Here is a 22,595-nt window from a genome sequence, read left to right as displayed (position 1 = left end):
GGCCCCTTCCGCAGCTCCCTCCGACCGGCGCCGCCACCGGCCGACGCCAACGGCATCGCCCGGTTCGCGGCGGACAGGTTGTCGCGTTCCTGCCCCTGCCCATGGGGCGAGCGGCGAGGATGGGGCAATGGCCTTGTCGACGGTGTTCACGGAGATGTTCGGCGTGCGGTATCCGATCGCGCTGGCGCCGATGGGTGGGGCGGCCGGCGGCGCGCTGGCCTCGGCTGTCTCCCGCGGTGGCGGGCTGGGGATGCTGGGCGGCGCGTACGGGGATCCGGAGTGGCTGGCACGCGAGGTGCCGATCGTCGCGGGGGCCGGAGAGCCCTGGGGCATCGGATTTCTGACCTGGGGTATCGACGTCGCCGTGGTGGAGCGTGCGCTGGAGTACGGCCCCCGGGCCGTGATGTTGTCCTTCGGCGATCCGAGCCCTTATGCGGAGCGTGTCCGCCGGGCAGGGGCGCGGTGGATCCTCCAGGTCACGGACCTGGAGGAGGCCAGGCGGGCGGTGGACGTGGGCGCCGATGTGATCGTGGCCCAGGGGACCGAGAGCGGTGGGCACGGTGCCCGGCGCGGACGGTCCACGTTGCCGTTCGTGCCCGCGGTGGTGGATCTCGCCGCTCCGGTGCCGGTGCTGGCGGCCGGCGGGATCGCCGACGGCCGTGGCGTGGCGGCGGCTCTTGTGCTGGGCGCCGCCGGAGCCGTCCTCGGCACCCGCTTCCAGGCCACCACCGAGGCCCTGGTCGATCCCTCCGTCGCCGAGGCGCTCCTGGCAGGGCGCGGGCAGGACACCGAGCGCAGCACCGTGCTGGACATCGCCCGCGGCTCCCGGTGGCCGTCGAAGTACCCCGCCCGCACTCTCGGCCACCCCTACCTCGACCGCTGGCGCGGCCGGGAGGCCGAACTCGCCGCCGATCCCAGGGCCCGTCAGGACTACCAGGACGACGTGGCACGCGGCGCGGTGCCCCCGCAGCCGGTCTGGGCCGGCGAGGCCGTCGACCTCATCACCGACCTGCCCTCGGCGGCCGACCTCGTCGCCACCCTGGCCACCCGGACCGAGGATGCGTTGACCCGCGCGGGACGCCGCTGACGGTGATGTGTGGTGAGGACGTCACCGCATCAGCTGGTCGAGCTCTCTCTCGTCCAGTGAACGGACCGTGGTGCGCCCGGGGATGGGGTGCGGGCGGGGGTCGTCCGGTCTGCGGACGCCGGCCGTGTGCCAGCCGGCCGCCTCCGCGGCCGCCAGCTCCTCGGCCGAGTCGCTGAGGAAGAGCGTGCCGTCCGGCGGGGTGCCGATCGCTTCGGAGATGCGCCGGTAGGAGTCGGGGGATTTCTTGCTCCCCGCTGTGACCAGGTCGAAGTAGCCCCGCAGGAGCGGAGTGAGGTCACCGGACGGGGTGTGCGCGAACCAGCTCTCCTGCGCCGTGACCGGCCCGGAGGAGTAGATGTAGAGCGCGACGCCCGCCGCCCGCCAGCGCCGCAGCACCCGAGGGACCTCCGCGTAGACGTGCGAGGTGAGGGAGCCGTCGGCGTAGCCCGCGGCCCAGATCCACCCCTGGACCGTCTTCAGCGGAGGGGCTTTGACGTCCTCGTCGATCCAGCGGGTGAGCTGCGCGACGGCGCCCGCCTCGTCGATCTCCCCGGTGCCGAGGTACTGCTCGATCCCGGAGAGCACATGCGCGGCGCGCGCGGTGCCGCGGTGTGCGGCGAACCACCGGGGCAGTCGCTCGCGCGCGTAGGGGAAGAGGACGTCGTGGACGTGGGCGATCGCCCCGACCGTTCCCTCCACATCGAGGACGACGGCCCCGGGGCTCACCGGTCGCCGTCCACAAGGGCGTCGAGCGGCGGGAAAGCGCGGGCGATCGGGTCCCCGGTGAAATCGCCCACCCAGCCGTCCTCTTCCTTGAAGAAGCGGATGGCGGCGAAGTCCGGCCGGGGGCCCATGTCGAACCAGTGGCGGGTGCCGGCCGGTACGGACAGCAGATCGCCCGCCTCGCACACCACGGCGTGGACGGCCTGGTCGAGGTGCAGGTAGAAGCAGCCGGTTCCGTGGGCGAAGAACCGTACTTCGTCCTCGGCGTGACGGTGCTCCTCCAGGAAGGCCGCGCGGGCCTTGGCGGCGCGTTGCGCCCACTCCGGGCCCGGCGCGGGGTGGAGCCGCGCGACGTCGACCAGCACCAGTCCGTCGCGTGCGCAGAGCGCGTCCACCTCCCCGCGGTAGTGCGCCAGCAGCTCCTCCTGGGTGGTGTCGGGGAGCACCTCGGCACGCACGTCCCACCGGCCGAACTCCACACCGAGTCCCCGCAGGGTCTCCGCGATCCGGGAGGCGTCGCGGGTGCGCAGCATCACCTGGTCGGCGTTGTCGTGCGGCATGACCTGAAGCAGTGTCACGGGGCCTGGTCCTCTCTCGGTTCGGTGCCCCCGTCTCCGGCGCCGAGCACCAGCAGTTGGCAGACGGCCTCGACGCACTCCAGCCGGCTGCGGGCCTGCGCGAGGTCCCGTCCCCAGACGGTGATGCCGTGGTCGGCGATGAGGAGGGCCGGCGCCGCGTCGGGCCGGGACGCCAGGTACGCGGCCACCTCGTCGGCGATCCTGCGCACGTCGGGCCAGTTGGGGAAGACCGGCAGCACCGTGTGCGACGGGTCCCGGAGCCCGAGCCCTTTGAGCAGCTCGAAGCGCGTGAGCGGCAGCAGGGCGGTGCGTCCCGGCGCGGCGGTCCGGCCGGCCATCACGGTGGCGTACGGGGAGTGGACGTGCACGACCGCGCCCGCGGCGGTCGCCGTGTACACGGCCACGTGGATGGCGGTCTCCGCCGACGCCTTCAGCCGCCCCGGCGCCCGGACCTCGCCCGTCGCGGCGTCCACGGCGACGATGTCCTGGCCGGTGAGGCTTCCCTTGTCGCGGCCGCTGGCCGTGATGAGCGCCGTACCGGCCCGCTCCTCCGCCAGGCGGACCGAGAGGTTCCCCGCCGTGCCCGGCATCCAGCCGCGGAGGTACAGCTCGCGGGAGAGCTCCGCCAGCGATGTCCGGGCGGCAGCGGTGAACACACCGTCCTCGCCGGACGTGGTCACAGCGACGGGGCGGGGCCCGGTGTCCGATGGCCGGGTCGCGTGGGGGAGGAGGTCGGCACGGTCCTCGGTGACGAGGGCGGTGATCAGCTCGCGGGGCGTCACGTCGAACGCGGGGTTGAACGCAGCCGCGTCCGCCGGTGCCACCAGCGTGTCACCGTGCCGGACGACCTCGGCGCCGTCCCGTTCCTCGACCACGATTCCGCTGCCGTCGGGCAGGCTCTCGTCCCAGGTGGATTCGGGCGCGACCACGAGGAAGGGGAGCCGGTGCCGGGCGGCGGCGAGGGCGAGCCCGTAGGTGCCTATCTTGTTGGCCGTGTCGCCGTTGGCGGCGATCCGGTCCGCACCGACGAGGACGCAGTCGACCAGTCCCCGGGACATCGCGGCGGCGGCCGCCGAGTCCACACAGACGCGGTAGGGCACCTTGGCCTCGCGCAGCTCCCAGGCCGTGAGCCGGGAGCCCTGGAGCAGCGGCCGGGTCTCGTCGACCAGCACCTCTGCCACCCGGCCCCGGCGGGCGAGTTCGAGGATCGCGCCGAGTGCGGTGCCGACGGCGCCCGTGGCGAGCAGGCCGGTGTTGCAGTGCGTCAGGAGGCGCAGCGGGCGGTCCGGGACGAGCGTCTCCACCAGGTCCGCGGCCCGGTTCGCCGCGGCGGAGTTGACGGCCGCGTCCTCGGCGACCATCTTCCGGGCTTCGCCCAGGACCGCTTGCGGGCCCTGCGGCAGCCGGCCGAGCGCGCGTTGCACGCCGCGGGCGAGGTTGACGGCGGTGGGCCGGGCGGTGGCCAGCCGCCGCGCGTCGGCGCGTACGGCCGGTTCGTCGACCGTTCCGGCGCGGTGATGGGCCTGTGCGGAGAGGGCGACGCCGAAGGCTCCCGCGAGGCCGAGGGCGGGAGCACCGCGGATGGCCAGTGCCTGTACGGCGGCGATCAGCGCGTCGACGCTGTCCAGGCGCAGGAGGCGGCAGGTGTGCGGGAGCAGCCGCTGGTCGACGGCGAGGAGAGCGCCGTTCTGCCAGCGGAGGGATAAGCCGGGGGAGAGCTCACCCGTCGTGGTTCCCATGTATGTCCATCCCTTTCTTCCTGGGGCGATCCTTCCCTGCGGTGCCCATGTGTGTCCCTTTCCGCTGCCCTCTCATCGAATCCGGTAGGCGTCGACGAATGCTTCGGGAAAGCGCCCGGACTCGCGGTGCCACAGCGCGAGTACCCGGTCGGCGAAGGTTTCGCCGGTCCTGACGACGTCCTTGAGCGGCTCCAGGTACCCGGCGGCCGCTTCCCGCTCCCGCCCCGCGTCGATCTGGGCGCGCAGCCCGGCCTCGCTCAACCGGAGCAGTTCCGCGGCCAGTTCGCGCACCGGGCGGCCGGCCAGATCCGCGTCCATGCCCCGCATCGCGATGTCGTCGAGCCCCTGGAGGTGCTGTTCGGGGCTGATGCCGCGGAGGAGATCCCAGACGGCGGCGCGGGCGGCGGCGTCGTAGGTCAGCCCGCTCCAGAACGCGGGCACGGCACCCAGCGCGGGGTAGGGCGGCCCGTCCACCGCCCGGAGTTCGAGGGTGTCCCGCAGCCGGACGTCCGGGAAGATCTGCGACAGATGGTCCCGCCAGTCCCGCAGGCCGGGCTTGGTGCCGTCGTCGAACCCCTGCTCCAGCAGGGTGCCGAAGGGCACGGGCGCCACCCGGTGGCGGCTTCCGTCCGGCATTCCCCGGTGCACCATCGGCAGTGTCAGCGCCCACTCGATGAACCGCTCGATGGTGAAGTCCTCCCGGAGCGTGACCGGGATGACGCGGGTGCGGGCCGGGTCCGCGCGGCTCCAGAACTGCATACGGCGGGAGAGCGCGCCGCAGGGCTTGCCCGCTTCCATCGGCGCGTTGACGAAGAGCGCGGCGGCCGGGGTGGAGGCCGCGGCCTGGACCCGGAGCTTCTCGGCGAGGTCGACGGGCGAGGTGAAGTCGAACGACACCTGCGTCGAGAGAATCATCGACATGATGCGCGGGCCGAACATGCCGTCGTTCCCCAGGCTTTCGAAGTGCTCGCGCATGATCGAGGTACGGGAGTGCGGCATCCACCGCACGTCCTCGAAAGCGGTGAACGGGTACTGGGACCCGGGCACCAGGGCGAAACCGAAGCCGTGGGCGTGCTCCGCGAGCTGTTCCAGCGTGTGCCGGGTGAGGTCCATCAGATCGGCGACGCCGGACACCGGGGGAGAGGAGTACTCCACCGCTCCGCCGTGTTCGAGCGAGATGAGCCCGCCGTCGGACAGCCGGACTCCCACGAGGAATCCGCAGTCGTGCAGCGGTTCACCGCCCGTCACCGAGACCATGTGGGCGAGGTAGGCGCCGATTCCCGCCGCGCCGTCGTAGGGGATGCCGAGACCGGTGCGGGGATCCAGCGCGGCGGACTCGACTTCGATGCCGACCAGCTCCCGCGGGCTGTTCTTCTCGAACACGCTGCGCAGTTCCGCCGGTGAAAGGGAGGACGCTTCGGAGACAACAGACATGACTCACCTTGCGATACGAAGGAGCAACGTTCATGTGCGCAGAGCGCGGAGGGGCTCTTGTGCGCAGAGCGCGGTGGTGATTCTTCCGGCATCCCGGGATGGCTCCGATCCTCCCACGCCGTCGCTCCCGTCGGCAGCCGGACGCGGGACGGTGACGTCCGTGCGCCCGGGCGTGCGCCCGGGCGCCCCGGTCGCCGCACGACGGTGTCGCTCAGCGCGCGGTGCCCGGCCCGGTGCCGGACTCACCCGAAGTGGCGAAGTGCTGGTGGAACTTCGTGGCCAGAGTCGTGCCGTCCCAGGCGAATTGCTGGTCGGAGCGGCCGTAGTGGCCGAAGGCCGCGGTCGGCCGGAACGCCACCGAGCGCAGCCCCAGGTGCTCGATCACGGCCTCCACCCGAAGATCCACCAGCTGCGGGAGCGCCCTGGCGACCCGTTCGGCGTCGACCGTGCCGGTGCCCAGGAAATCCACGTCCACCCATACGGGGAGCGGGCGGCCGATGGCGTAGCCGAGTCCGACCCGGCAGCGCCGCGCCAGGCCCGCGGCCACCAGGTTCACCGCCAGGTACCTGGCGGCGTACGCGCCGGAGCGGTCGACCTTGGTGGCGTCCTTGCCCGAGCAGCAGCCTCCGCCGTGGCGCACCAGCCCGCCGTAGGAGTCGACCATCAGCTTGCGGCCGGTCAGCCCCGCGTCCGCCGCCGGGCCGCCCACGACGAAGGTGCCCGCGGGGTTCACATGGATCTGGGCGGGCGCGACGGAGCGCTCGCGCAGGGCGGGGCCGACCACCTTCTCGGCCACCATGCCGGACAGCTCCTCCAGCCCGAGCGAGGTGGGGTGCTGGGCCGACACCACGACGACCGCCCGGCGGCCCGTCGCCCGGCCCGCGCCCGGCTCCTCGGCCAGCTGCACCTGGACCTTGCCGTCCGGCCCCAGCAGCCTGCCGCCGTCGTCGTCCCGCGCGGTGCTGACGCGGCGGGCGATGTCGTGGGCCAGTACGCAGCTCAGGGGCATCCGCTCCGGTGTCTCGTCGGTGGCGTAGCCGTAGACGATGCCGGAGTCGCCGGCGCCTCCCAGGTCGACGCCGTGGGCGATCTCCGGTGACTGGCGGTCCAGTTGCAGGCGGATCTCGCTGCGGTCGGCGGACAGCCCGTGCCGTTCGGGGTCGTGGTAGCCCACCTCGCGCAGCACGGCCCGGACGGCGCTCTCCACGTCCACGTCGGCGGTGGAGGTGATCTGCCCCGTGACGACCACGCTGCCCCGGGTGACCAGGGTTTCGCAGTTGACGCGGGCGTGCGGATCCCCGGCGAGGAAGGCGTCCAGCACACTGTCCGACACCTGGTCGGCGACCTTGTCCGGGTGGCCGGGGCACACCGACTCGGCGATCTGCGTGGCCGTCAGTTCGGGGGCTGGCAGGGGCATGGCGTCTCCTTCACACGGATTACACGGATTACACGGATGCAGACGGATGCACACGGAAGCGGAGTGGACGGTGGCCGGAGGGAGCTCCGTCTCTGCGGACTTCCGACACAGGCCCTACGGTCTAGCGGGCAGGCACGGTGACGGGGTGGTCCAGGTACCGCGCGACGGCGTCCAGGACCGTTGCGCGCTGGGCGGCCGGACCGATGGTGAGCCGCAGGCAGTCCGTCATGCCGGGCACCCGCAGGTGCCGTACGAAGATCCCCTGCGCGGCCAGGGCTCCGGCGAGGTGTCCGGCCGTGGCCCGATCGGCCAGCCGGACCGTGACGAAGTTGGTCATTCCGGGGAGTACGGTCAGTCCCAGCCGGCCCAGGGCCGCGGTGTAGTGCGCTCGCCCGGTCGCGGTCGCCTCGATGACGTGCGAGAGGTGCGCGGTGGCGTCGAGCGAGGCGAGCGCCGCCGCCTCGGCCACCCGGCCGACGACGTAGTGCTCGGCGCCACGGGCCAGCGCCCCGAGCAGCTCCGGGGCGCCGATCGCGTACCCGATCCGCAGCCCGGCCAGCGCATGGGCCTTGGAGAAGGTACGCAGCCACAGCATGCGCCGGCTCGTCACCTGCCGTGCGGTCAGCCGGTCGGCCGGGTCCTGGTACTCGGCGTACGCGCCGTCGACCACCAGCAGGGTGCCGGCGGGCAGGGCGTCCGCCAGGGCCAGCGCCGGCGCCGCACCCCGGGAACTGCCGGTCGGGTTGTCGGGATCCGCGAGGTAGACGACCTCGGCACGGTGCTCGTGCGCACAGCGCGACAGCGCCTCCAGGCCGTCCGCGCCCGGCCGGTACGGAACGGTGCGCAGGCCGGCGCCCGCGGCCCGGGCGAAGTAGCCGAACGTCGGATAGGTGGCCGCGCCGGCCGCCGCGGTCCGGCCGGGGCCGAGGAAGGCCCGTACCGTCGCGCCGAGCAGCCCGTCCACACCCGAGCCGACCAGGACGGTGTCCGGCCCGGTCCGCAGCCGGGCGGCCAGCCGTTCGCGCAGTGCGAAGTGGTCGCAGTCGGGATAGCGGTGGGCCTCTCCCGCGGCGGCGGCTATCGCCCGGACCGCTTCGGCCGACGGGCCGAACTCGTTCTCGTTGGTGCTCAGCCGTTCCCGGGCCCGCAGTCCGGTGGCCCGTTCCGTCATCTCCAGGGACGGAAACGGATTGTCCGCCGCGGGGCTCATGCGTTCCGCTCGGGAGCCGTCGCGGCCACGTCGAGCAGCGCGGCCAGGTACGCGTTGTAGCGGCGCATGGCGAGCATCCGGAGCGCCCCGCCCGTGATGAGCTCGATGCCGGCCTCGGGCTCGGCCTCGACGATGGGCAGGATCACGCCGTCCAGCCACTCGGGCCCGTGCTCGGCGTCTCCCTCCATGTGGTTGTGGAAGAACTCGAAGTCCGTTTCGGCCCCGTAGCCGTGCCGTTCCAGGCCCTTGACCACGGCGGCGTCCCGGTCCACGTCGAACAGTTCCGGCATGGCCAGGCTGCCGAGTGCCCTGAAGTAGTTCCGGCGGTTGCAGGCCAGCACGAAGTACAAGTTGTGGCCGGCGTACGGGCGCCAGTCCTCCCACGGCGGGACCGTCGGCAGCGACAGCCCCAGGGTCTGCAGGCTCCGGGTGAACTGGAGGGTGTGGGCCCGGTGCCCTTCGCCCTCACCGCATTCGTCCCACAGATGGTGGCTGATCTCGTGCTTGACCGTCTCCATGAAGTGCGGCTGGGCCAGGACGAGCGCGTCGAAGAAGCGGTAGTTGAGGTAGCCGTCGGCCTGGATGAAGAGGGCCAGCTGCTCGACGGTGGCGCGCTCCGCCAGATGGTCCTCCACCTGCCGGTCGAGCGTATTGCGCTCCCCGGCCTCGGCGAGGAACCACTCCCGGACGAACTCCGGGCGGGTGGCGTCCCGCGGGGACGGCAGGCGGTCCGCGATCTCTTCGGTGTCCGCGCGGAGGACCGCTTCCTCGTACTTCCAGCGGAACGCGTTCAGCCATGCGCTGCGTTCATGAGCGGCGCCGCCCAGCGGGTGGCCGAGCAGGCCCTCGTAGACGGTGTACGCGCTGCGGTGCACGTCGAGCAGGGCCGCCCTGTCGCCGTCGGCCCCGCGCTTGAGGGCCTCGTCGAGCGCGGCCAGCAGGGACCGGTGACCGGAGGTCAGGTCCAGCGGCTCGACCGGGCCGCGCAGGGCGGCGTTGAGCAGGCTCTCCACCGAGCCCTCGGGAACGTGGGCAGCCGGCCGCAGCACACCGTCACGGGGCGGAATCCGTTCCAGGCCCAGGTCATTGGTCATGTTCTCCTCCATGTCACTACGGCGGCGGGCGGTGGACGGCCGCTGTGGCCGGCGCGCTCGTCAGAGCGTCTGCGGGTCGTCGAGGTGTACGGGCATACGGAGCGTCGCCAGGAGCTCGTACAGGCTCAGGCCCAGCTCCGCCCCGGCGTCCTGGGCGGTGCGCCCCGGTCCGATGAAGGTCATCCAGTCCCCGGGGCGCGCGTCCGGCACGTCCGTCACGTCGAACTGGGTGCAGTCCATGCCGGGACGGCCGACCATGGGGCAGCTCCGCCCGTGCAGGAGCCCGCTGAACGCCGGGGCGGTGCCGGTCACCCCGCGGGAGAAGCCGATGGCGACGGAGGCCAGGCGCCGCCCGGGGGAGAGGGCGGCGGACCGGTCGTAGCCGAGCCCTTCCGGGCGGGTCACGGTGACCAGCTCCAGCACCCGGGCGCGTACGGAGACCGCGGGCCGGAGCCCGTCGAGGCGGGCGCCCGCCGGCCCCGCCGACTCCCGGCTGCCCGGCTGGAGCAGCCCGTACAGGCCGATGCCCGGCCGCACCCAGTCCGTACCGCGCAGTGTCCCGGGGTGCAGCAGACCGTGCGTCGCGGCGAGCGAGGCGTCGAGAGGGGAACCGAGCGCGGCGCGGGCCCGGGCCACCCGGGACCGGAACGTACCGGCCTGCTCGGCGGTCTCCCGGTGGTCCCGGCCGGAACTGGACAGATGAGCGAAGACTCCGGCCACGCGGACGGCGGTACGCGCCTCGTCCAGCGCGTCCAGTACGGCAGCGAACTCCGGGTCCTCGCGCGGCCCGAACCGGTTGAAGCCGACGTTGGTCCGCAGCCATACGGTGGCGGGGGTGCCCTGACGCCGTGCCACCGCACCGTGCCGCCGGACCTGTTCCGGGGTGGCGACGGCCGGCATCAGCCGGTACCGGGCGCAGGCGGCCGCGGTGTCGGCGACGTCCACGTCCATCACCAGGATCGGGGTGCCGATGCCGTGCTCACGCAGCTCGGCCCCCTCGGCGGCGGTGTCCACGGCGAGGGCGTCCACCCCGGAGGCGACCAGCAGGCGGGCGACCGCCGGTGCGCCGAGCCCGTACGCGTCGCCCTTGACGACGGCCATCAGCCGCCGGCCCTCGCCCGCCGCCCGCAGCACCCCGAGGTTGTGACGTACCGCGTCGGCGGCGACGGTCTTCGCCAGCCGGGCCGCGGCCAGGCGAGCGGGGGACTCGCGCGGCGCCACCCCGGTCCGTGTCATCGCCTCTCCTTCCCGGCAGCACGTGGTGGGCGAAGGAGCGTCATGCCGATTCCATATCCGGGTAGTGCACGCGTTCTCCTTCCCAGTTGACCAGTTCCAGTACGCGGAGCCCGTTGTCGTCCAGGACATGCCGGGGATATTCGTCTACGGAGCCGATATCCATCAGGGGAACCGTGCATTTCCCGGTGGCATGCGGAAGTACGTACTCGGGGACGGCGGGATTGGAGATGTGCCGTTTCAGCGACCGTACGATCTCCACGCCGCGCTGCACCGGGGTGCGGAAGCACTCGGATTCCGGGCTGTGCGGCATGAAGTGGTAGAGGTACCCCGCGTGCACGCCCCGCCGGTAAAGGCCCATGCACAGCTCACGCATGGTCGCCGGGCTGTCGTTGACGCCGCCGAGAAGCGGAACGTTGGCGAAGATGATGGGGACGGCCGACTGCAGCTTTCCGACCGCGACATCGAATTCCGGGGTCAGTTCCCTGGGATGGGTGATGTGCAGGCCGACCGAGACGACTTTGTGCCGCGCGAGTACCGCGGCGAGCCCTTCGTCGATCCGGTAGGGGTTGAACGTCAGGGCCCGGGTGTGGATGCGCAGGAGCAGGTCGGGGCGGGCGTCCCGGGCTTCCCTCAGGGCCTGGTCGATCTGGTCGTTGCTGTGCATGAACGGCTCTCCGCCGCTCAGGATGATCTCTTCGATCTGCGGGTGTGCCCGCAGATAGTCCAGGGTGGCCTGCCAGTGGACGCGGTCGAAGGTCGCCTTCGAGGAGTCCTTGTCGAGTGTGCGGAGTGCCTCGTAGCAGAACTGGCAGTAGGCGTGGCAGACGTTCGCGTAGCGCACGATCACACGGTTGTCGTACTTGTGCTGGGCGATGGGGGTGACCATTTCGTGCGGCAGTTCCCAGTTCTCGGTCTTCCCGTCATAGGCGTACGGGTCGTCGCTCTTTCCGGACCCCTGCGGGGCGACCTGCTTCCATAACGGGTCATCGATCAGCGGGCCCCCGGTGTCCACGTCGGTGGCGACCAGACTCAGGTAATACGGCGTCACCTGGAAGCGCTGGGTGAGGTTATGACGCGTGATCCGTTCCAGGATCTCCTGATCACAGTGCGGAAAGTGCTCCCGGAACTGCCGGGCCGTACGGATCGCGTTGCGCTGCTGCCATTTCCAGTCGGTCCACTTCTCGTTCTGGCGGTCGGTGGTGCGGGCGACTTCGGTGGTCATCCTGCTCTCCTCGGACGGGAGTCACGGGTGCGCGGGCAGGGCTCAGGGCACGGCGACCGCCGCGGTGACCGGCTCACCGGAGATCATCTGGCGGACCGCCTCGGCGGCGCGTGCGCGCAGTTCTGCAAGGGACGGGACGGAGTAGAAGGCCGCATGCGGGCTGATCAGGGCCCTCGGGTGGTCCCGCAGCCACGGCGGGATGTCCGGCTCGCCCTCGACCACATCCAGCCCGACCCGGGCCGGCCGCTCCTCGGCGAGCGCGCCCTCGAGGGCCGAGATGTCGATCAGCCCGCCGCGCGCGGTGTTGACCAGGACGGATCCCCGCTTCATCCGGTGCAGACGGCGGGCGTCCAGCAGATGGCGGGTCTCCGCGGTGAGCGGCACATGCAGGCTGACGACGTCGGACTCCTCCAGCAACTGGTCGAGGTGGTGCCGCCGCTCCATGCCGAGCGCCTTCTCGATACCGGGGTGGTTGTAGGGGTCGACGAACACCACCCGGAGCCCGAAGGCCTGGGCCCGCCGCGCGACCGCGAGACCGATGCGCCCCAGGCCCACCACACCCCAGACCATGTCCCGGAGCCGCCGCGGATCGCCGATCGCGCGCCAGTCCCAGCCGCCGTCGCTCACATGCCGCCGCAGCTCGCCGAGCCGGCGCTCCAGCGCGAGGAAGAGCGCCAGGGTGTGATCGGCGACTTCCTCGGTTCCATAGTGCGGAACGTGGTAAACGGGGATACCGTGGGCCCGCGCGGCCTCGATATCGACGTGGTCGTAGCCGACACTGGCGCAGACGACGGCCCGGCAGGTGTCCGACTTCGTGAAGAAGTCCGCGTTCAGCGAGACGCGATGCCAGAGGATGACGTAGTCGGCGTCCAGTTCATGGAGGTGTCCGTGCTCCTGCGCCGGTACGATCACCGGCCGGACGGCGCCGAGCGGGCTGATGATGTCCCGCTCCGGACCGGCCCCCTCGACATACCCTGCCCCCGGCGCGTCGAGTACGACGACCGAGGGCCGGTTGCGAGGTGGGGTTTCGCCGGAGCTGCTGACACTGGACCGGGTCACCGCTCTTCCGCCTCTCTGCAGGGGGAGCGTACGAGGCACGATCAGCCATTGAAGCCACTGGCGGAGAGGCGAACCAGATCGCTTTCAGCCGTGCCGGAGGTTTTTCTCCCGCGGGCCGTTCGCGCAGACCAACGCCCGGGCGCATACCGCGGAGCCCACCGCGGCTCCCATGAGCCGGGCGCCGAGCACGCCCGGAGACCTGTGGCGTTGCACGGGGCGGAAGGTTTCCGCGCGTCCCGGGGATCACGGCCGCGAGGCACCCTTGACCGGCCCCCCGCCGAGCGGTACCTACCGGTAGCCGCTCAGACCGTCCGCCAGCTCCTCCTCGTCGCCGTCACGCGACGCGGAGAGGGCCTGCTGGAGTGCGAAGGTGCCGCGGATCACGGTGATCCGCCCGGCCACTCCCCGGCCGGTCCAGCCGCCGAGCGCGAGCACCCGGCCCAGCAACTCCTCGCCGTGGCCGGCCCCGACGGCGGCCAGGTCCTCGGCCGGGTCGCCGACGGACACCTCGTCCCAGTCGACGACACCGCTCAGGCGCGGTATGCCGCCCGAGGTCTCCCACAGGACGTTCGCACGGCCGAGGTCGCCGTGGACCACGGCGGAGGTGAGGTGGGGGAGGGCATCGAGCGCGGCCAGCTCCCGCTCGGCGGGCTCCCGCCCGCTGCCGGACATCAGCGGGAACAGCTCGGCGAGCGGCCGCGGGGTGCGGAACCGAGGTCGAGTCCGGCGAGGGTGCGGAGCACGGCCGACCGTTCGGGGAGCCGCGCGGCGGCCGCCTCGGTGCGGGCGAAGCACACCACCCGGTCCGCTCCCATGACGAGGTGGTGGAACTGCCCCTGATGGGTGGCGAGTTCGCCGACGTTCTCGCCGGGCAGCAGCCGGCTCAGCAGGTCGAGACGGGTCGTCATGCTGCCCATGGTGGCGGAACTCGCCCCTTCGCGGGCACCGAGGGGGGCTTCGCGGCCGGTTCGCGGAACTGCGGGTTTCCCGCAGCAGGAGTGCGGAGTTGCCGCAGAGGGCCTGGTGAGGGTCGGGCCGGGGGAGGGGTGGACGTGTCCGGAAACGGGAACCTTGCGCATTTGTTTCCTTCCCGTGGACTGTCGTTCCGAATGCATATGCGATGATTCGTCGTGCCTGAACCAGAGTTGGCCGGGGGGATGGAGGGAGTCCTGTGAAGTCTTTGACGCTCAGATCGGCTGTCGGGGTGGTCGCATCCATAGCGGTGTCGGCCGTGTTGGTGCCCGCGTCGTCCGCCGGGGCGGCGGCACGTCCTGACCGCGTGGACCGGGCGACGGCCGAGTCCTTCGGCCGTATCGCCGGTGCCGTGCTCGCGGACCGTACGGCGGCGATGGTCGACGGCAAGCCGGCGGAGCGGGCCACGCCACCGCCGTCCGGGAACACGGCGCGCCTGTCGTCCGGAACGGCACGCTCGGAGCGGGCCGTTGTGTCCTCGCTGCGGCTGCGCAAGCAGAAGCTCGCCTCCCTGGGCGAGGCGTACTCCGCCGGCGACACCCGGGTCACCATGGACGAGCCCCGGGTCACCGGCGGGCAGGCCACGGTGCGGGTGACCGAGCGCACGGAGCTCACGTACCGGAAGATCCGCGGTGACGAGCCGGGAACCACGGGCTTCCGGGCCCACCACGAGCTGCGCTTCGCGCCCGTTCGGGGCGGCGGCTGGGAGCTGACGGCCATCCGGCCGCTGGACGACATGCCGCAGGTGAACGCGCCCGCACCGGCCGCGCCCGCGGTGCAGGCGAGGTCGGCCGCGGGGGACACCCCGAGCGCACCCGAGGCCGGTACAGCGCCCTTCCCGCAGCGCGTGCCGAAGAACCGGAACACCGGATACGACTACGCGGCGATGGCCGCTTACGCCGAGAAGTACTGGAAGAACTACAACCCGGCGTACCGGGCGTACAGCCTGGGCGCGGGCGGGGACTGCACGAACTTCGTCAGCCAGGCGCTGAAGGCGGGCGGCTGGAAGCACGCCCCGGGCAGGGCGGGCGATTACGACAAGTGGTGGTACGGGTCCGACACCCAGTCGGATTCGTGGGTGGGCGCCGACGAATGGTCCTGGTTCGCGCTGAACTCGAAGCGGGTGAAGCCCCTGTCGAATGTCTACCAGATGGAGGTCGGTGACGTTCTGCAGGCGGATTTCAACGGTGACGGGTCGAAGGACCACACCATGCTCGTGACGTATCGGAACAGTCTGGGCATGCCGTATCTGACGTACCACTCGTACGACACCAAGCGGAAGTCGATGCTGAGTCTCGCGGTGATGTCCCCGACCGCGAAGTGGTACGCCTACCGCACCTGATATTCGAGGCCGCCGGGCGGTATGAACCGGCCCGGTCCGTTGCTCCGCGCGGAGCGCAGGCGGCGCTCCGCGCGGCTGTGCAAGGCAGCTCAACTGGCATCTGGGAGTAGGAAATTGTCCAAGAAGGCCGCTCGTGGCGGAGTGGTTCTGGTGGCCGGGACGGCTCTTGTCCTCGGGTCGCTGTCGGCCTGCGGTCCCGACGAGAAGGGAGCCGGGACGAAGGCCGTGGCCTCTCCCGAGGTGCCCTCGTCCGCCGCTTCCGCAGCCGCTTCCCCGGACCCGTCCGCGTCGAAGAGCGGGGTGCCGGAGGAGAAGTGGGACGGGAAAGTCCGGGTTCTGGGGGACGGTTCCACGTCCGCTGCCGGTCCGCAGCCGAACCAGCCCAGACCGGAGAGGCTCAAGCCCGGTGAGAAGCCACCGCAGTTCGTGGTCTTCTCCTGGGACGGCGCGTTGCAGGGCGACGACAAACTCTTCTCGCACTTCCGCGAGGTCGCCCGGAAGAACAACGCCAAGATGACGTTCTTCCTCACCGGTGCCTATCTGCTGCCGAAGTCGAAGGCCTCGATGTACCGGCCGCCGCAGCACAAGCCCGGTGAGATGGCGATCTCCTACGCGACGGACCAGCACATCAGGGAGACCCTGGAGCAGCTGCGGGGTGCCTGGCTCGAAGGCAATGAGATAGGCACGCACTTCAACGGTCACTTCTGCGGGGCCAAGGGCGGCGGTGACTGGAGTACGGCCGAGTGGAAGAGCGAGATCGAGCAGTCGTACGCGTTCGTGCAGCACTGGAAGACGAACACCGGCTTCAAGGACCTGCCCCCGCTGCCCTTCGACTACAAGAAGGAACTGGTGGGCGGGCGGGCGCCGTGCCTGGAGGGGCAGCCGAACCTGCTGAAGGCCGCCAAGTCGTTCGGCTGGCGCTACGACGCCAGCTCGCCCGGCGACTTCCAGATCTGGCCGTCCAGGATCCACGGCATCTGGAACTTCCCGTTGCAACTCGTTCCCTATCCCAAGAGCGAGAAGCAGGTCCTGTCCATGGACTTCAACTTCCTCTACAACCAGTCCGGTGACAACACCCGGGGCGATCCGGCGAAGTACGAGCAGTGGCGGAAGCTGACCCGTGACGGCTATCTCAACGGCTTTGAACGCGTCTACCACGGAAGCCGTGCACCGCTGTTCATCGGGAACCATTTTGAGGACTGGAACGGCGGCATATACATGAAGGCCGTCGAGGACGTCACGAAGTCGGTGTGCACACGGGACGGCGTGCGCTGTGTGACCTTCAAACAGCTCGCCGACTGGCTGGACGCCCAGGACCCGAAGGTCCTGGCGAAGCTGCGCATGCTGGACCCGGCGCAGTCCCCTGACTGGGCGACCCTGGTGAAGTAGAGCACAAGGCCCGGACCACCGCGGAACGGCGGCCGGGCGAGTAACGTCCCGTCCGCTTCCTTTAGGGTCGAGAAGTGTTCACACGTCATACCGGGGCACACGCCCGGAATTCCGCTTCGCGCTTCCCGCTGCGCCCGGCCTATCCGCGCCCGGGCCGCGCCGGCTGGCGGCGCTGGATACCGTCGTGGCGACAGGTACTCGGGTTGTCCGGCCTCTTCGCGGGTACCGTCACCGGTCTCCTGCTGATCATGTACGCGCGTACCGAGATACCTTCCGACCTCAACACCTTCGCCGTCCAGCAGGCCAACGTCTACTACTGGGCAGACGGCTCGGAAATGGCCCGCACCGGTGAAGTCAACCGGCAGGACACCCCGTTGGAAAGGGTGCCGGAGAAGGTCCGCTGGGCCGCGCTGGCCGCCGAGAACGAAACCTTCTACTCCGACAGCGGTATCTCTCCCAGCGGTATGGTCCGGGCCGTCGTCAAGATGGCCGGCGGGGGCAGCACCCAAGGCGGATCGACCATCACGCAGCAGTACGTCAAGAACGCCTACCTCGGCCAGGAACAGACCTTCCGCCGCAAGCTCAGCGAGATATTCATCGCGATCAAGCTCGACCAGAGGATGAGCAAGGACGATATCCTCGCACGCTATTTCAACACGAGCTGGTACGGGCGCGGCACCTATGGCATCGCGCGGGCCGCCCACGCCTATTACGGCAAGGACGTCTCCCAACTCAACCCCAGCGAGGGCGCGTTCCTCGCCGCACTGCTGCAGGGCGCCTCCCGGTACGACCCGGCGCTCGGCCCCGGCAACCGCGCACGCGCCGAGAAGCGCTGGAGCTGGGTGCTGGACCGGATGGTGGCCATCGGCAAGCTCTCCCCCCAGGAACGGGCCGGCTACACCCGCTTCCCCGAACCCGTCGCCCCGCCCCGGCCCACCGGACTGACCGGCCAGACCGGCTACCTGGTGGAGACCGCGCACGCCTATGTCCTCGCCCACAGCGACGTCTCCGACCGGGACTTCGACCTCGGCGGCTACCAGATCCGCACCACCTTCGACCGACCGCGGTCCACCGCCCTGGCCGAGAGTGTGACGAAGCTGCGCGACGGCCTGCGGCCCCGGCAGCGGGAAGCCGACCGGCATGTCCGCATCGGCGCCGCCTCGGTGACCACCGACGGACGCATCGTCGCGCTGTACGGCGGACCGGGCTACCTCAAGCAGGGGTTCAACGACGCCAATTCCACCGTCGTACCGGCCGGCAGCGCCTTCACGCCCTTCGTCTACGCCGCCGCCCTGCGCGACGGAGTGCAGCTCCGGCGCGACCGGCCCCGAACCCCGGTCACCCCGGCGACGGTCTACGACGGCGACAACAAGATCACGCTGCACACGCCCGAAGGACCCTACTGGGACCGCTCGGGAAAGATCGTCAAGGCGGTCAACGACAACGGGAAGTCCTGGGGCAGGATCCCGCTCAAGGAGGCGGTCGTGCAGTCCGTCAACACCACGATGATGCAGGTCGGTATGGACGTGGGACTGAACCGGGTCGGCCGGCTGGCCACCCAGGCGGGACTGCTCAAGGGCAGCCTCGGCGTCCAGCTGCCCGCCTTCTCGCTGGGCGCCGCGACGACGCCCAGCGCCATCCGCATGGCGGACGCCTATGCGACGTTCGCGGCCGGCGGCCTGCACACCGAGCCGTACTCGGTCTCCCGGCTCACCCGGGACGGCGAGCAGGTGCCGGTGGAACGGCCGACGGCCGGGCGGGCGCTGCCGGCGCCGGTGGCGAAGGCCGTGGACGAGGCCCTGCGGGACGCCGTCCGCCGGGGCTCGGCGGTCCGCGCCCGGAGCGCCGGCAAGGACGCGGCGGGCAAGACGGGCACCGCGCAGGACAACCGGTCGGCCTGGTTCGTGGGCTATCGGGGCACGCTGTCGACGGCGGTCTCGCTGTCCCGGATCGACCCCGGGAGCCAGGAACTGCTGTCACTGGACGGCCTCGGCGGCACGCCCGAGGGGCAGCCGGGCAGTCCGCTCCCCGCCGATATCTGGACCCGGTACATGACGGCCCGGTAGCGCGCCGGCCGGACGGCCCGTCACCGGGGTCCTCCCACAGGAGGAGCGCGGCCCCCCCTGCGGGAGGGGGCCGGATGGCACCGCAGACGACACCGAGTGGACAGAGGGATGACGATTCTCCGCCACGAAAGGCGAAGGCTGCTGGGCATGAGAAACCCAGCACAGCAGGCCCTGCCTCGCGTCCTCACCACGATCATGGCGGCGGCCGTGGTGTTCGCCGTCACCGGCGAGGCCGCCGTCCAGGCCGCTCCGTCCGACCAGCCGGGGAGTTCGGCCACCGCTCGGCAGTACGCCGATGAATACACCCACATCGTCGTCGACAAGCGGCCCAGGGGAGAGGTGAACCTCGACCAGCTGCGCGATTCGCTGAGCAGAAACGGCCTGCAGACCGCGAAGAGCCGTTGGCTCGCCGAGGGAAAGGACGTGGCGGACGAGCTGAGGAGAATGGGCTCGGGCTATGCTAAGAACGGGCACCACGAGCACGTCTTCATGTGGGAGGGCTCTTCGAAGCAGGGCATCGAGGGCGCCAATGCCATCGAGAAGAACGGTGATGCCATCAGAGTCAAGATCAGATGGGACGCGCTGAAGCGGGACGGCCGCCTGCTCGGCGGCACGCTCAAGGGGGACCACACCGGCGGTCCGCTCGGCGGGGTGTCGACCAACGGAGCGTGGGCGTACCAGGGGGACATCCCCCGGAAGTACCTGTTCATCGAGGGGGTCGACAACGCCTCCCACCCTGGTATGAGCCAGTGGCTCGCGGGCAGGGGCTGGCCCGACGGCAACGGCGTGTGCGCGACCGGTGCCTCGTCGGGCCGGGCGAAGCGGGCCGCCGCGTCGTGCGGCTGGGGCGACGACGGGGTCGCCCACACCCAGCGGGAACGCCTGCGCGCGCAGGGCGGCGACGTCGAGTACGTCACGTCCCTGGAGGAGTTCGAGAAGAACCCCAAGGCCTTGCTGTCGCCGCTGCGCGAGACCAACAAGGTGCTGAACGACGCCGCGTCCGCCGAGCTCGGCGCGAAGGACTTCGAGACGTTCTCCGCCCGGGTCGGTGCGGCCTTCAGCCGTGACCTCCGGGCCGTACAGGGGCTCACCACCGACACCGGCCTGCTCGCCGGGGTGGGCCGCCAGGTCGGCCGGGCCGGCGACCTGGGCGTGAAGGTCCTGCCGTACGTGGGGATCGCCGTGACCGGCTACGCCGTCGCCGAGGACGCCAAGGCCGGGGACTACGCGAACCTCGCCTTCGACTCGGTCGCCGAGGGGCTTCAGGTGGCCATGGTCGCCCAGCCGGAGGTCGCTCCGCTCCTCGAACCCGCCCTGCTGGCCGAGCAGTTGGCGCAGCTCGTGTACAACGAGGTCGCCGGGTGGATCGCGGAGCAGAAGCAGCTGGAGCACGACCGCGCCCAGTGGGACGGTGCCGTCAAGGACCTGGTGGCGCACCGTGATACACAGTGGCGCGACCGCCTCGTGGGGCAGGCGGTGCAGGAGCTCTTCCCCCAGCTCAACGAGGAGTTCAACCGCGTGCTGACCTCCGACGTGATCACCCTGGGCAAGTGGGCCAAGGCCAAGAAGGCGGCCGTCGCCAGGATCGCCGAACAGTCCCGGGCCCGCGCCGCCTCCGCGGAGGAGAAGCGGCGCATCGGCGCCCACGCGTCCGCGTTGCAGAAGAAGATCGACGCGACGGTGTGGGAGCAGCAGGACGCCCGGACCGCGCTGTACGAGCAGGAGATCGTCAAGGTCGCCACCGGTGCTTTCGCCGCCACGCTCAAGCCGGGCAAGGACGGCAGGAGCGGATTCGACATCTTCAACGATCACTTCCTCGACAAGAGCGCGCAGCCGTATCTGAAGAAGCTGATCGGCAGGATCTCCGAGGAGGAGTTCCGCGCCAGCGGGGCCAGGGTGTGGGGCCAGCAGGAGCTCAGCCGTCGCCAGGCGCGGTGGCGGAAGATGACGGACGACAAGCTCGCCGAGGTGCGCCGGGCCCTGTCCGCCGAGGGCCGGACCACCCTGTCCGAGGACGAACTGCGGAAGATGCAGCAGCAGTACTTCCCGGCGAAGGAGGTCTTCCGTGACCCGGAGCGCGACCGGGACAGGATCTTCCACGAGCTCGTAAGGGATCGGCAGGGAGGGTAGACTTCACCGCCGATCCGGACATTTCATGATCATCCCCGCGGGGCCTGCGTCAGGCAGGGCAGGAGAGGCAGGCACGGCACGGGCATGAAGTGGTACACCGCCCTGTGCGAAAGCCGGTGGAAGAACACGGTCCTGGCGGTGGTCTACGGCATCCCGCTCATCGAGATCGCGCTGGCCCTGCCGGACGCGGGGCTCGTCCCGGACCGCACCGTGGGACTGCTGGTGTCCGTCGCCATCGCGGTCGGCACGGTGTGGCGCGAACGCGTGCTCCTGCCCTACAGCGCGGTATCCGTCGCCGGCGTCGTGATCACCGGCCATCTGCTGAGCACCACGGTGGCCTGCTACACCGCGGTCCGCCAGGGCCGCCACGTGCTGGCCGCGATCCTGGTGCTCGTCTCCCTGGTCTTCGCACTCGCGACGCCGGAGGTGCTGACCGGGCACGCCCCGCACGCCGAGGCCACGCTCTCCGGCGCCGCGGTGATCGTCCTGGTGCCGGTGCTCCTGGGCCACCTGGCCAAGGTGAACAAGAAGATGGCCGAGCTCACCGTCGAACAGCGGGCCCGGGAAGCCCTCCTCCAGGAGGGCCGGCTGCGCGAGGCGGCCCTGCAACAGCGCGAACGGCTCGTACGGGACATCCACAACGGGGTCGGGCGGCAGATCACCCTCATGGTGCTGCAGGCCGGTGCCATCGCCGTCCGCAAGGACGCCTCGGAACCGGTCAAGGAGAGGTGCCGGCTCATCTCCGAGGCCGGGCGCGACGCCGTCGACGCCCTGCGGGAGATCGTCACGCTCGCGAAGACGCCCGACCCCGCGGACGCCCCACCGGCCGGACGCCGGTACGTCCTGACGGACCTGGCACCGGTGATCGGCCGCTACCGCAGCGGCGGTCACCGGATCACCGTCAACGTCCGGATCTCCCCGTCCCCACCGGACCCGGCCACCCAGGACCTCGCGTACCGGATCGTGACGGAAGGGCTGAGCAACGCCGCACGCCATGCCCGCGGCGCCGCCGTCGACGTCCGGATCGACCAGACCCACACCGAGGTGACCGTCACCGTGCGCAACGAGGCACCGCCGCCGGGCGGCGACCCGCTGCCGGGCACCGGCAACGGCCTGGTCTGGCTCCGTGACGAAGTCCGGTCCGCAGGCGGCACCCTGCACACGGCCCCCGGACGCGGCGGGGGCTTCGTCCTGCGAGCCCGCCTGCCGGGCCCCGCGTCCCGCACCGAGGAGACAGCATGATCCGCGTCCTGATAGCCGACGACGACGCCTTGGTGCGCGCGGGAATCCGCGCCATCGTCGAGGCCTCCGAGGAGATCACGGTCACGGCGGAGGCCCGGGACGGCGGCGAGGCCATCGACCAGGTCCGCCGGGGCCGGCCGGACGTGGTGCTGATGGACATCGAGATGCCGGGCTGCGACGGCCTGACCGCCACCCGGCACCTCCTCGGACAGCCCGATCCGCCCAAGGTGCTCGTCCTGACCACGTTCGGCATGGACGAGAACATCACCGCCGCGCTCTGCGCGGGGGCCTCGGGATTCCTGCTGAAGCAGCTCAGCCCGGAACAGCTCATCCACGCGGTGTGCACGGTCGCCGCCGGCGGGACGGTGCTGTCGCCCACCGTCACCCGGCAGCTCCTCTCCCGCGGGGCGCCGTTGCCCCCGCGCGCGGCCCAGGCCCGCGCGCTGGTCACCAGGCTCAGCGCACGCGAGCGGCAGGTCTTCGAGCTGCTCGGGCGGGGCATGAACAACGCCGACATCGCCGGACAGCTGTATATGAGCATGTCCACCGTCAAGACGTACGTCTCCCGCACGCTCACCAAGCTCAACGTCGACAACCGGACACAGGCGGCGCTGTTGGCGTACCAGCTCAGTGCCGGCGCGTAACTCCCCTGTGT

At 71.3% G+C, this 22,595-nt stretch carries 17 protein-coding genes and 1 pseudogene; 7 read left to right on the top strand and 11 right to left on the bottom strand.

Features of this window, described 5'->3' with window-relative positions:
• Nucleotides 1–127 precede the first annotated feature (127 nt).
• On the top strand, nt 128–1,087 hold the full coding sequence (locus tag AZE13_RS05325) for an NAD(P)H-dependent flavin oxidoreductase (RefSeq protein WP_066927485.1): 960 nt from the start codon (nt 128–130) through the stop codon (nt 1,085–1,087).
• A 21-nt stretch (nt 1,088–1,108) separates the two neighbouring features.
• Here AZE13_RS05325 and mtnC read toward each other — a convergent pair whose 3' ends face one another.
• The 11 genes and pseudogenes from mtnC to AZE13_RS05270 form a co-directional block, all read right to left on the bottom strand.
• Complete coding sequence (gene mtnC, locus AZE13_RS05320) at nt 1,109–1,813, bottom strand: acireductone synthase (protein ID WP_066927483.1); 705 nt, start codon at nt 1,811–1,813, stop codon at nt 1,109–1,111.
• Nucleotides 1,810–2,388: a 1,2-dihydroxy-3-keto-5-methylthiopentene dioxygenase gene (locus AZE13_RS05315; protein WP_066927481.1), complete on the bottom strand. Its 579-nt coding sequence runs from the start codon at nt 2,386–2,388 to the stop codon at nt 1,810–1,812. The genes mtnC and AZE13_RS05315 overlap by 4 nt, the downstream gene beginning before the upstream one ends.
• Nucleotides 2,385–4,127 carry a bifunctional S-methyl-5-thioribose-1-phosphate isomerase/methylthioribulose 1-phosphate dehydratase gene (locus tag AZE13_RS05310; RefSeq protein WP_066927479.1) on the bottom strand — a complete coding sequence of 581 codons (1,743 nt, stop codon included), beginning with the start codon at nt 4,125–4,127 and terminating at the stop codon, nt 2,385–2,387. The genes AZE13_RS05315 and AZE13_RS05310 overlap by 4 nt, the downstream gene beginning before the upstream one ends.
• Nucleotides 4,128–4,199: 72 nt before the next feature.
• On the bottom strand, nt 4,200–5,561 hold the full coding sequence (locus AZE13_RS05305; protein ID WP_079123719.1) for a glutamate-cysteine ligase family protein: 1,362 nt from the start codon (nt 5,559–5,561) through the stop codon (nt 4,200–4,202).
• Nucleotides 5,562–5,772: 211 nt separating this feature from the next.
• The gene (gene metK, locus AZE13_RS05300) at nt 5,773–6,978 is read right to left on the bottom strand and encodes a methionine adenosyltransferase (RefSeq protein ID WP_066927475.1); all 1,206 of its coding nucleotides are present in this window, start codon (nt 6,976–6,978) and stop codon (nt 5,773–5,775) included.
• A 121-nt stretch (nt 6,979–7,099) separates the two neighbouring features.
• A complete protein-coding gene (locus AZE13_RS05295) occupies nt 7,100–8,188 on the bottom strand; it encodes a pyridoxal phosphate-dependent aminotransferase (protein WP_066927474.1) in 1,089 nt (362 codons plus the stop codon).
• On the bottom strand, nt 8,185–9,282 hold the full coding sequence (locus tag AZE13_RS05290) for an iron-containing redox enzyme family protein (RefSeq protein WP_066927472.1): 1,098 nt from the start codon (nt 9,280–9,282) through the stop codon (nt 8,185–8,187). The genes AZE13_RS05295 and AZE13_RS05290 overlap by 4 nt, the downstream gene beginning before the upstream one ends.
• 60 nt (nt 9,283–9,342) lie before the next feature.
• The gene (gene alr / locus AZE13_RS05285) at nt 9,343–10,518 is read right to left on the bottom strand and encodes an alanine racemase (protein WP_066927470.1); all 1,176 of its coding nucleotides are present in this window, start codon (nt 10,516–10,518) and stop codon (nt 9,343–9,345) included.
• A gap of 40 nt (nt 10,519–10,558) precedes the next feature.
• Nucleotides 10,559–11,740: a KamA family radical SAM protein gene (locus tag AZE13_RS05280; protein ID WP_066927468.1), complete on the bottom strand. Its 1,182-nt coding sequence runs from the start codon at nt 11,738–11,740 to the stop codon at nt 10,559–10,561.
• A 42-nt stretch (nt 11,741–11,782) separates the two neighbouring features.
• Nucleotides 11,783–12,799, bottom strand: a complete 1,017-nt coding sequence (locus AZE13_RS05275; RefSeq protein WP_181690258.1) for a C-terminal binding protein — start codon at nt 12,797–12,799, stop codon at nt 11,783–11,785.
• Between the two features lie 288 nt (nt 12,800–13,087).
• Nucleotides 13,088–13,716: pseudogene (locus AZE13_RS05270) on the bottom strand (aminoglycoside phosphotransferase family protein).
• 362 nt (nt 13,717–14,078) lie between these two features.
• Between AZE13_RS05270 and AZE13_RS05265 the strand changes: the two are divergent.
• The 6 genes from AZE13_RS05265 (at nt 14,079) to AZE13_RS05240 (ending at nt 22,584) form a co-directional block, all read left to right on the top strand.
• Nucleotides 14,079–15,113 carry an amidase domain-containing protein gene (locus AZE13_RS05265; RefSeq protein ID WP_309302169.1) on the top strand — a complete coding sequence of 345 codons (1,035 nt, stop codon included), beginning with the start codon at nt 14,079–14,081 and terminating at the stop codon, nt 15,111–15,113.
• 114 nt (nt 15,114–15,227) lie between these two features.
• Nucleotides 15,228–16,502: a hypothetical protein gene (locus AZE13_RS05260; RefSeq protein WP_107288255.1), complete on the top strand. Its 1,275-nt coding sequence runs from the start codon at nt 15,228–15,230 to the stop codon at nt 16,500–16,502.
• Nucleotides 16,503–16,576: 74 nt separating this feature from the next.
• Complete coding sequence (locus AZE13_RS05255; protein ID WP_258527594.1) at nt 16,577–18,568, top strand: transglycosylase domain-containing protein; 1,992 nt, start codon at nt 16,577–16,579, stop codon at nt 18,566–18,568.
• Between the two features lie 147 nt (nt 18,569–18,715).
• Nucleotides 18,716–20,698 (top strand): hypothetical protein, encoded by a 1,983-nt coding sequence (locus tag AZE13_RS05250; RefSeq protein WP_147264604.1) that lies wholly within the window; start codon nt 18,716–18,718, stop codon nt 20,696–20,698.
• A gap of 84 nt (nt 20,699–20,782) precedes the next feature.
• Nucleotides 20,783–21,940, top strand: a complete 1,158-nt coding sequence (locus AZE13_RS05245) for a sensor histidine kinase (RefSeq protein ID WP_066927462.1) — start codon at nt 20,783–20,785, stop codon at nt 21,938–21,940.
• Nucleotides 21,937–22,584, top strand: a complete 648-nt coding sequence (locus AZE13_RS05240; protein WP_066927460.1) for a response regulator transcription factor — start codon at nt 21,937–21,939, stop codon at nt 22,582–22,584. The genes AZE13_RS05245 and AZE13_RS05240 overlap by 4 nt, the downstream gene beginning before the upstream one ends.
• Nucleotides 22,585–22,595 lie beyond the last annotated feature (11 nt).

It is taken from the genome of Streptomyces sp. NBRC 110611 (genome assembly GCF_001590865.1).
Lineage (GTDB): Bacteria > Actinomycetota > Actinomycetes > Streptomycetales > Streptomycetaceae > Streptomyces.
Note: the sequence above shows the minus strand (reverse complement) of the source record. Positions and strands in the feature narration are given on the sequence as shown.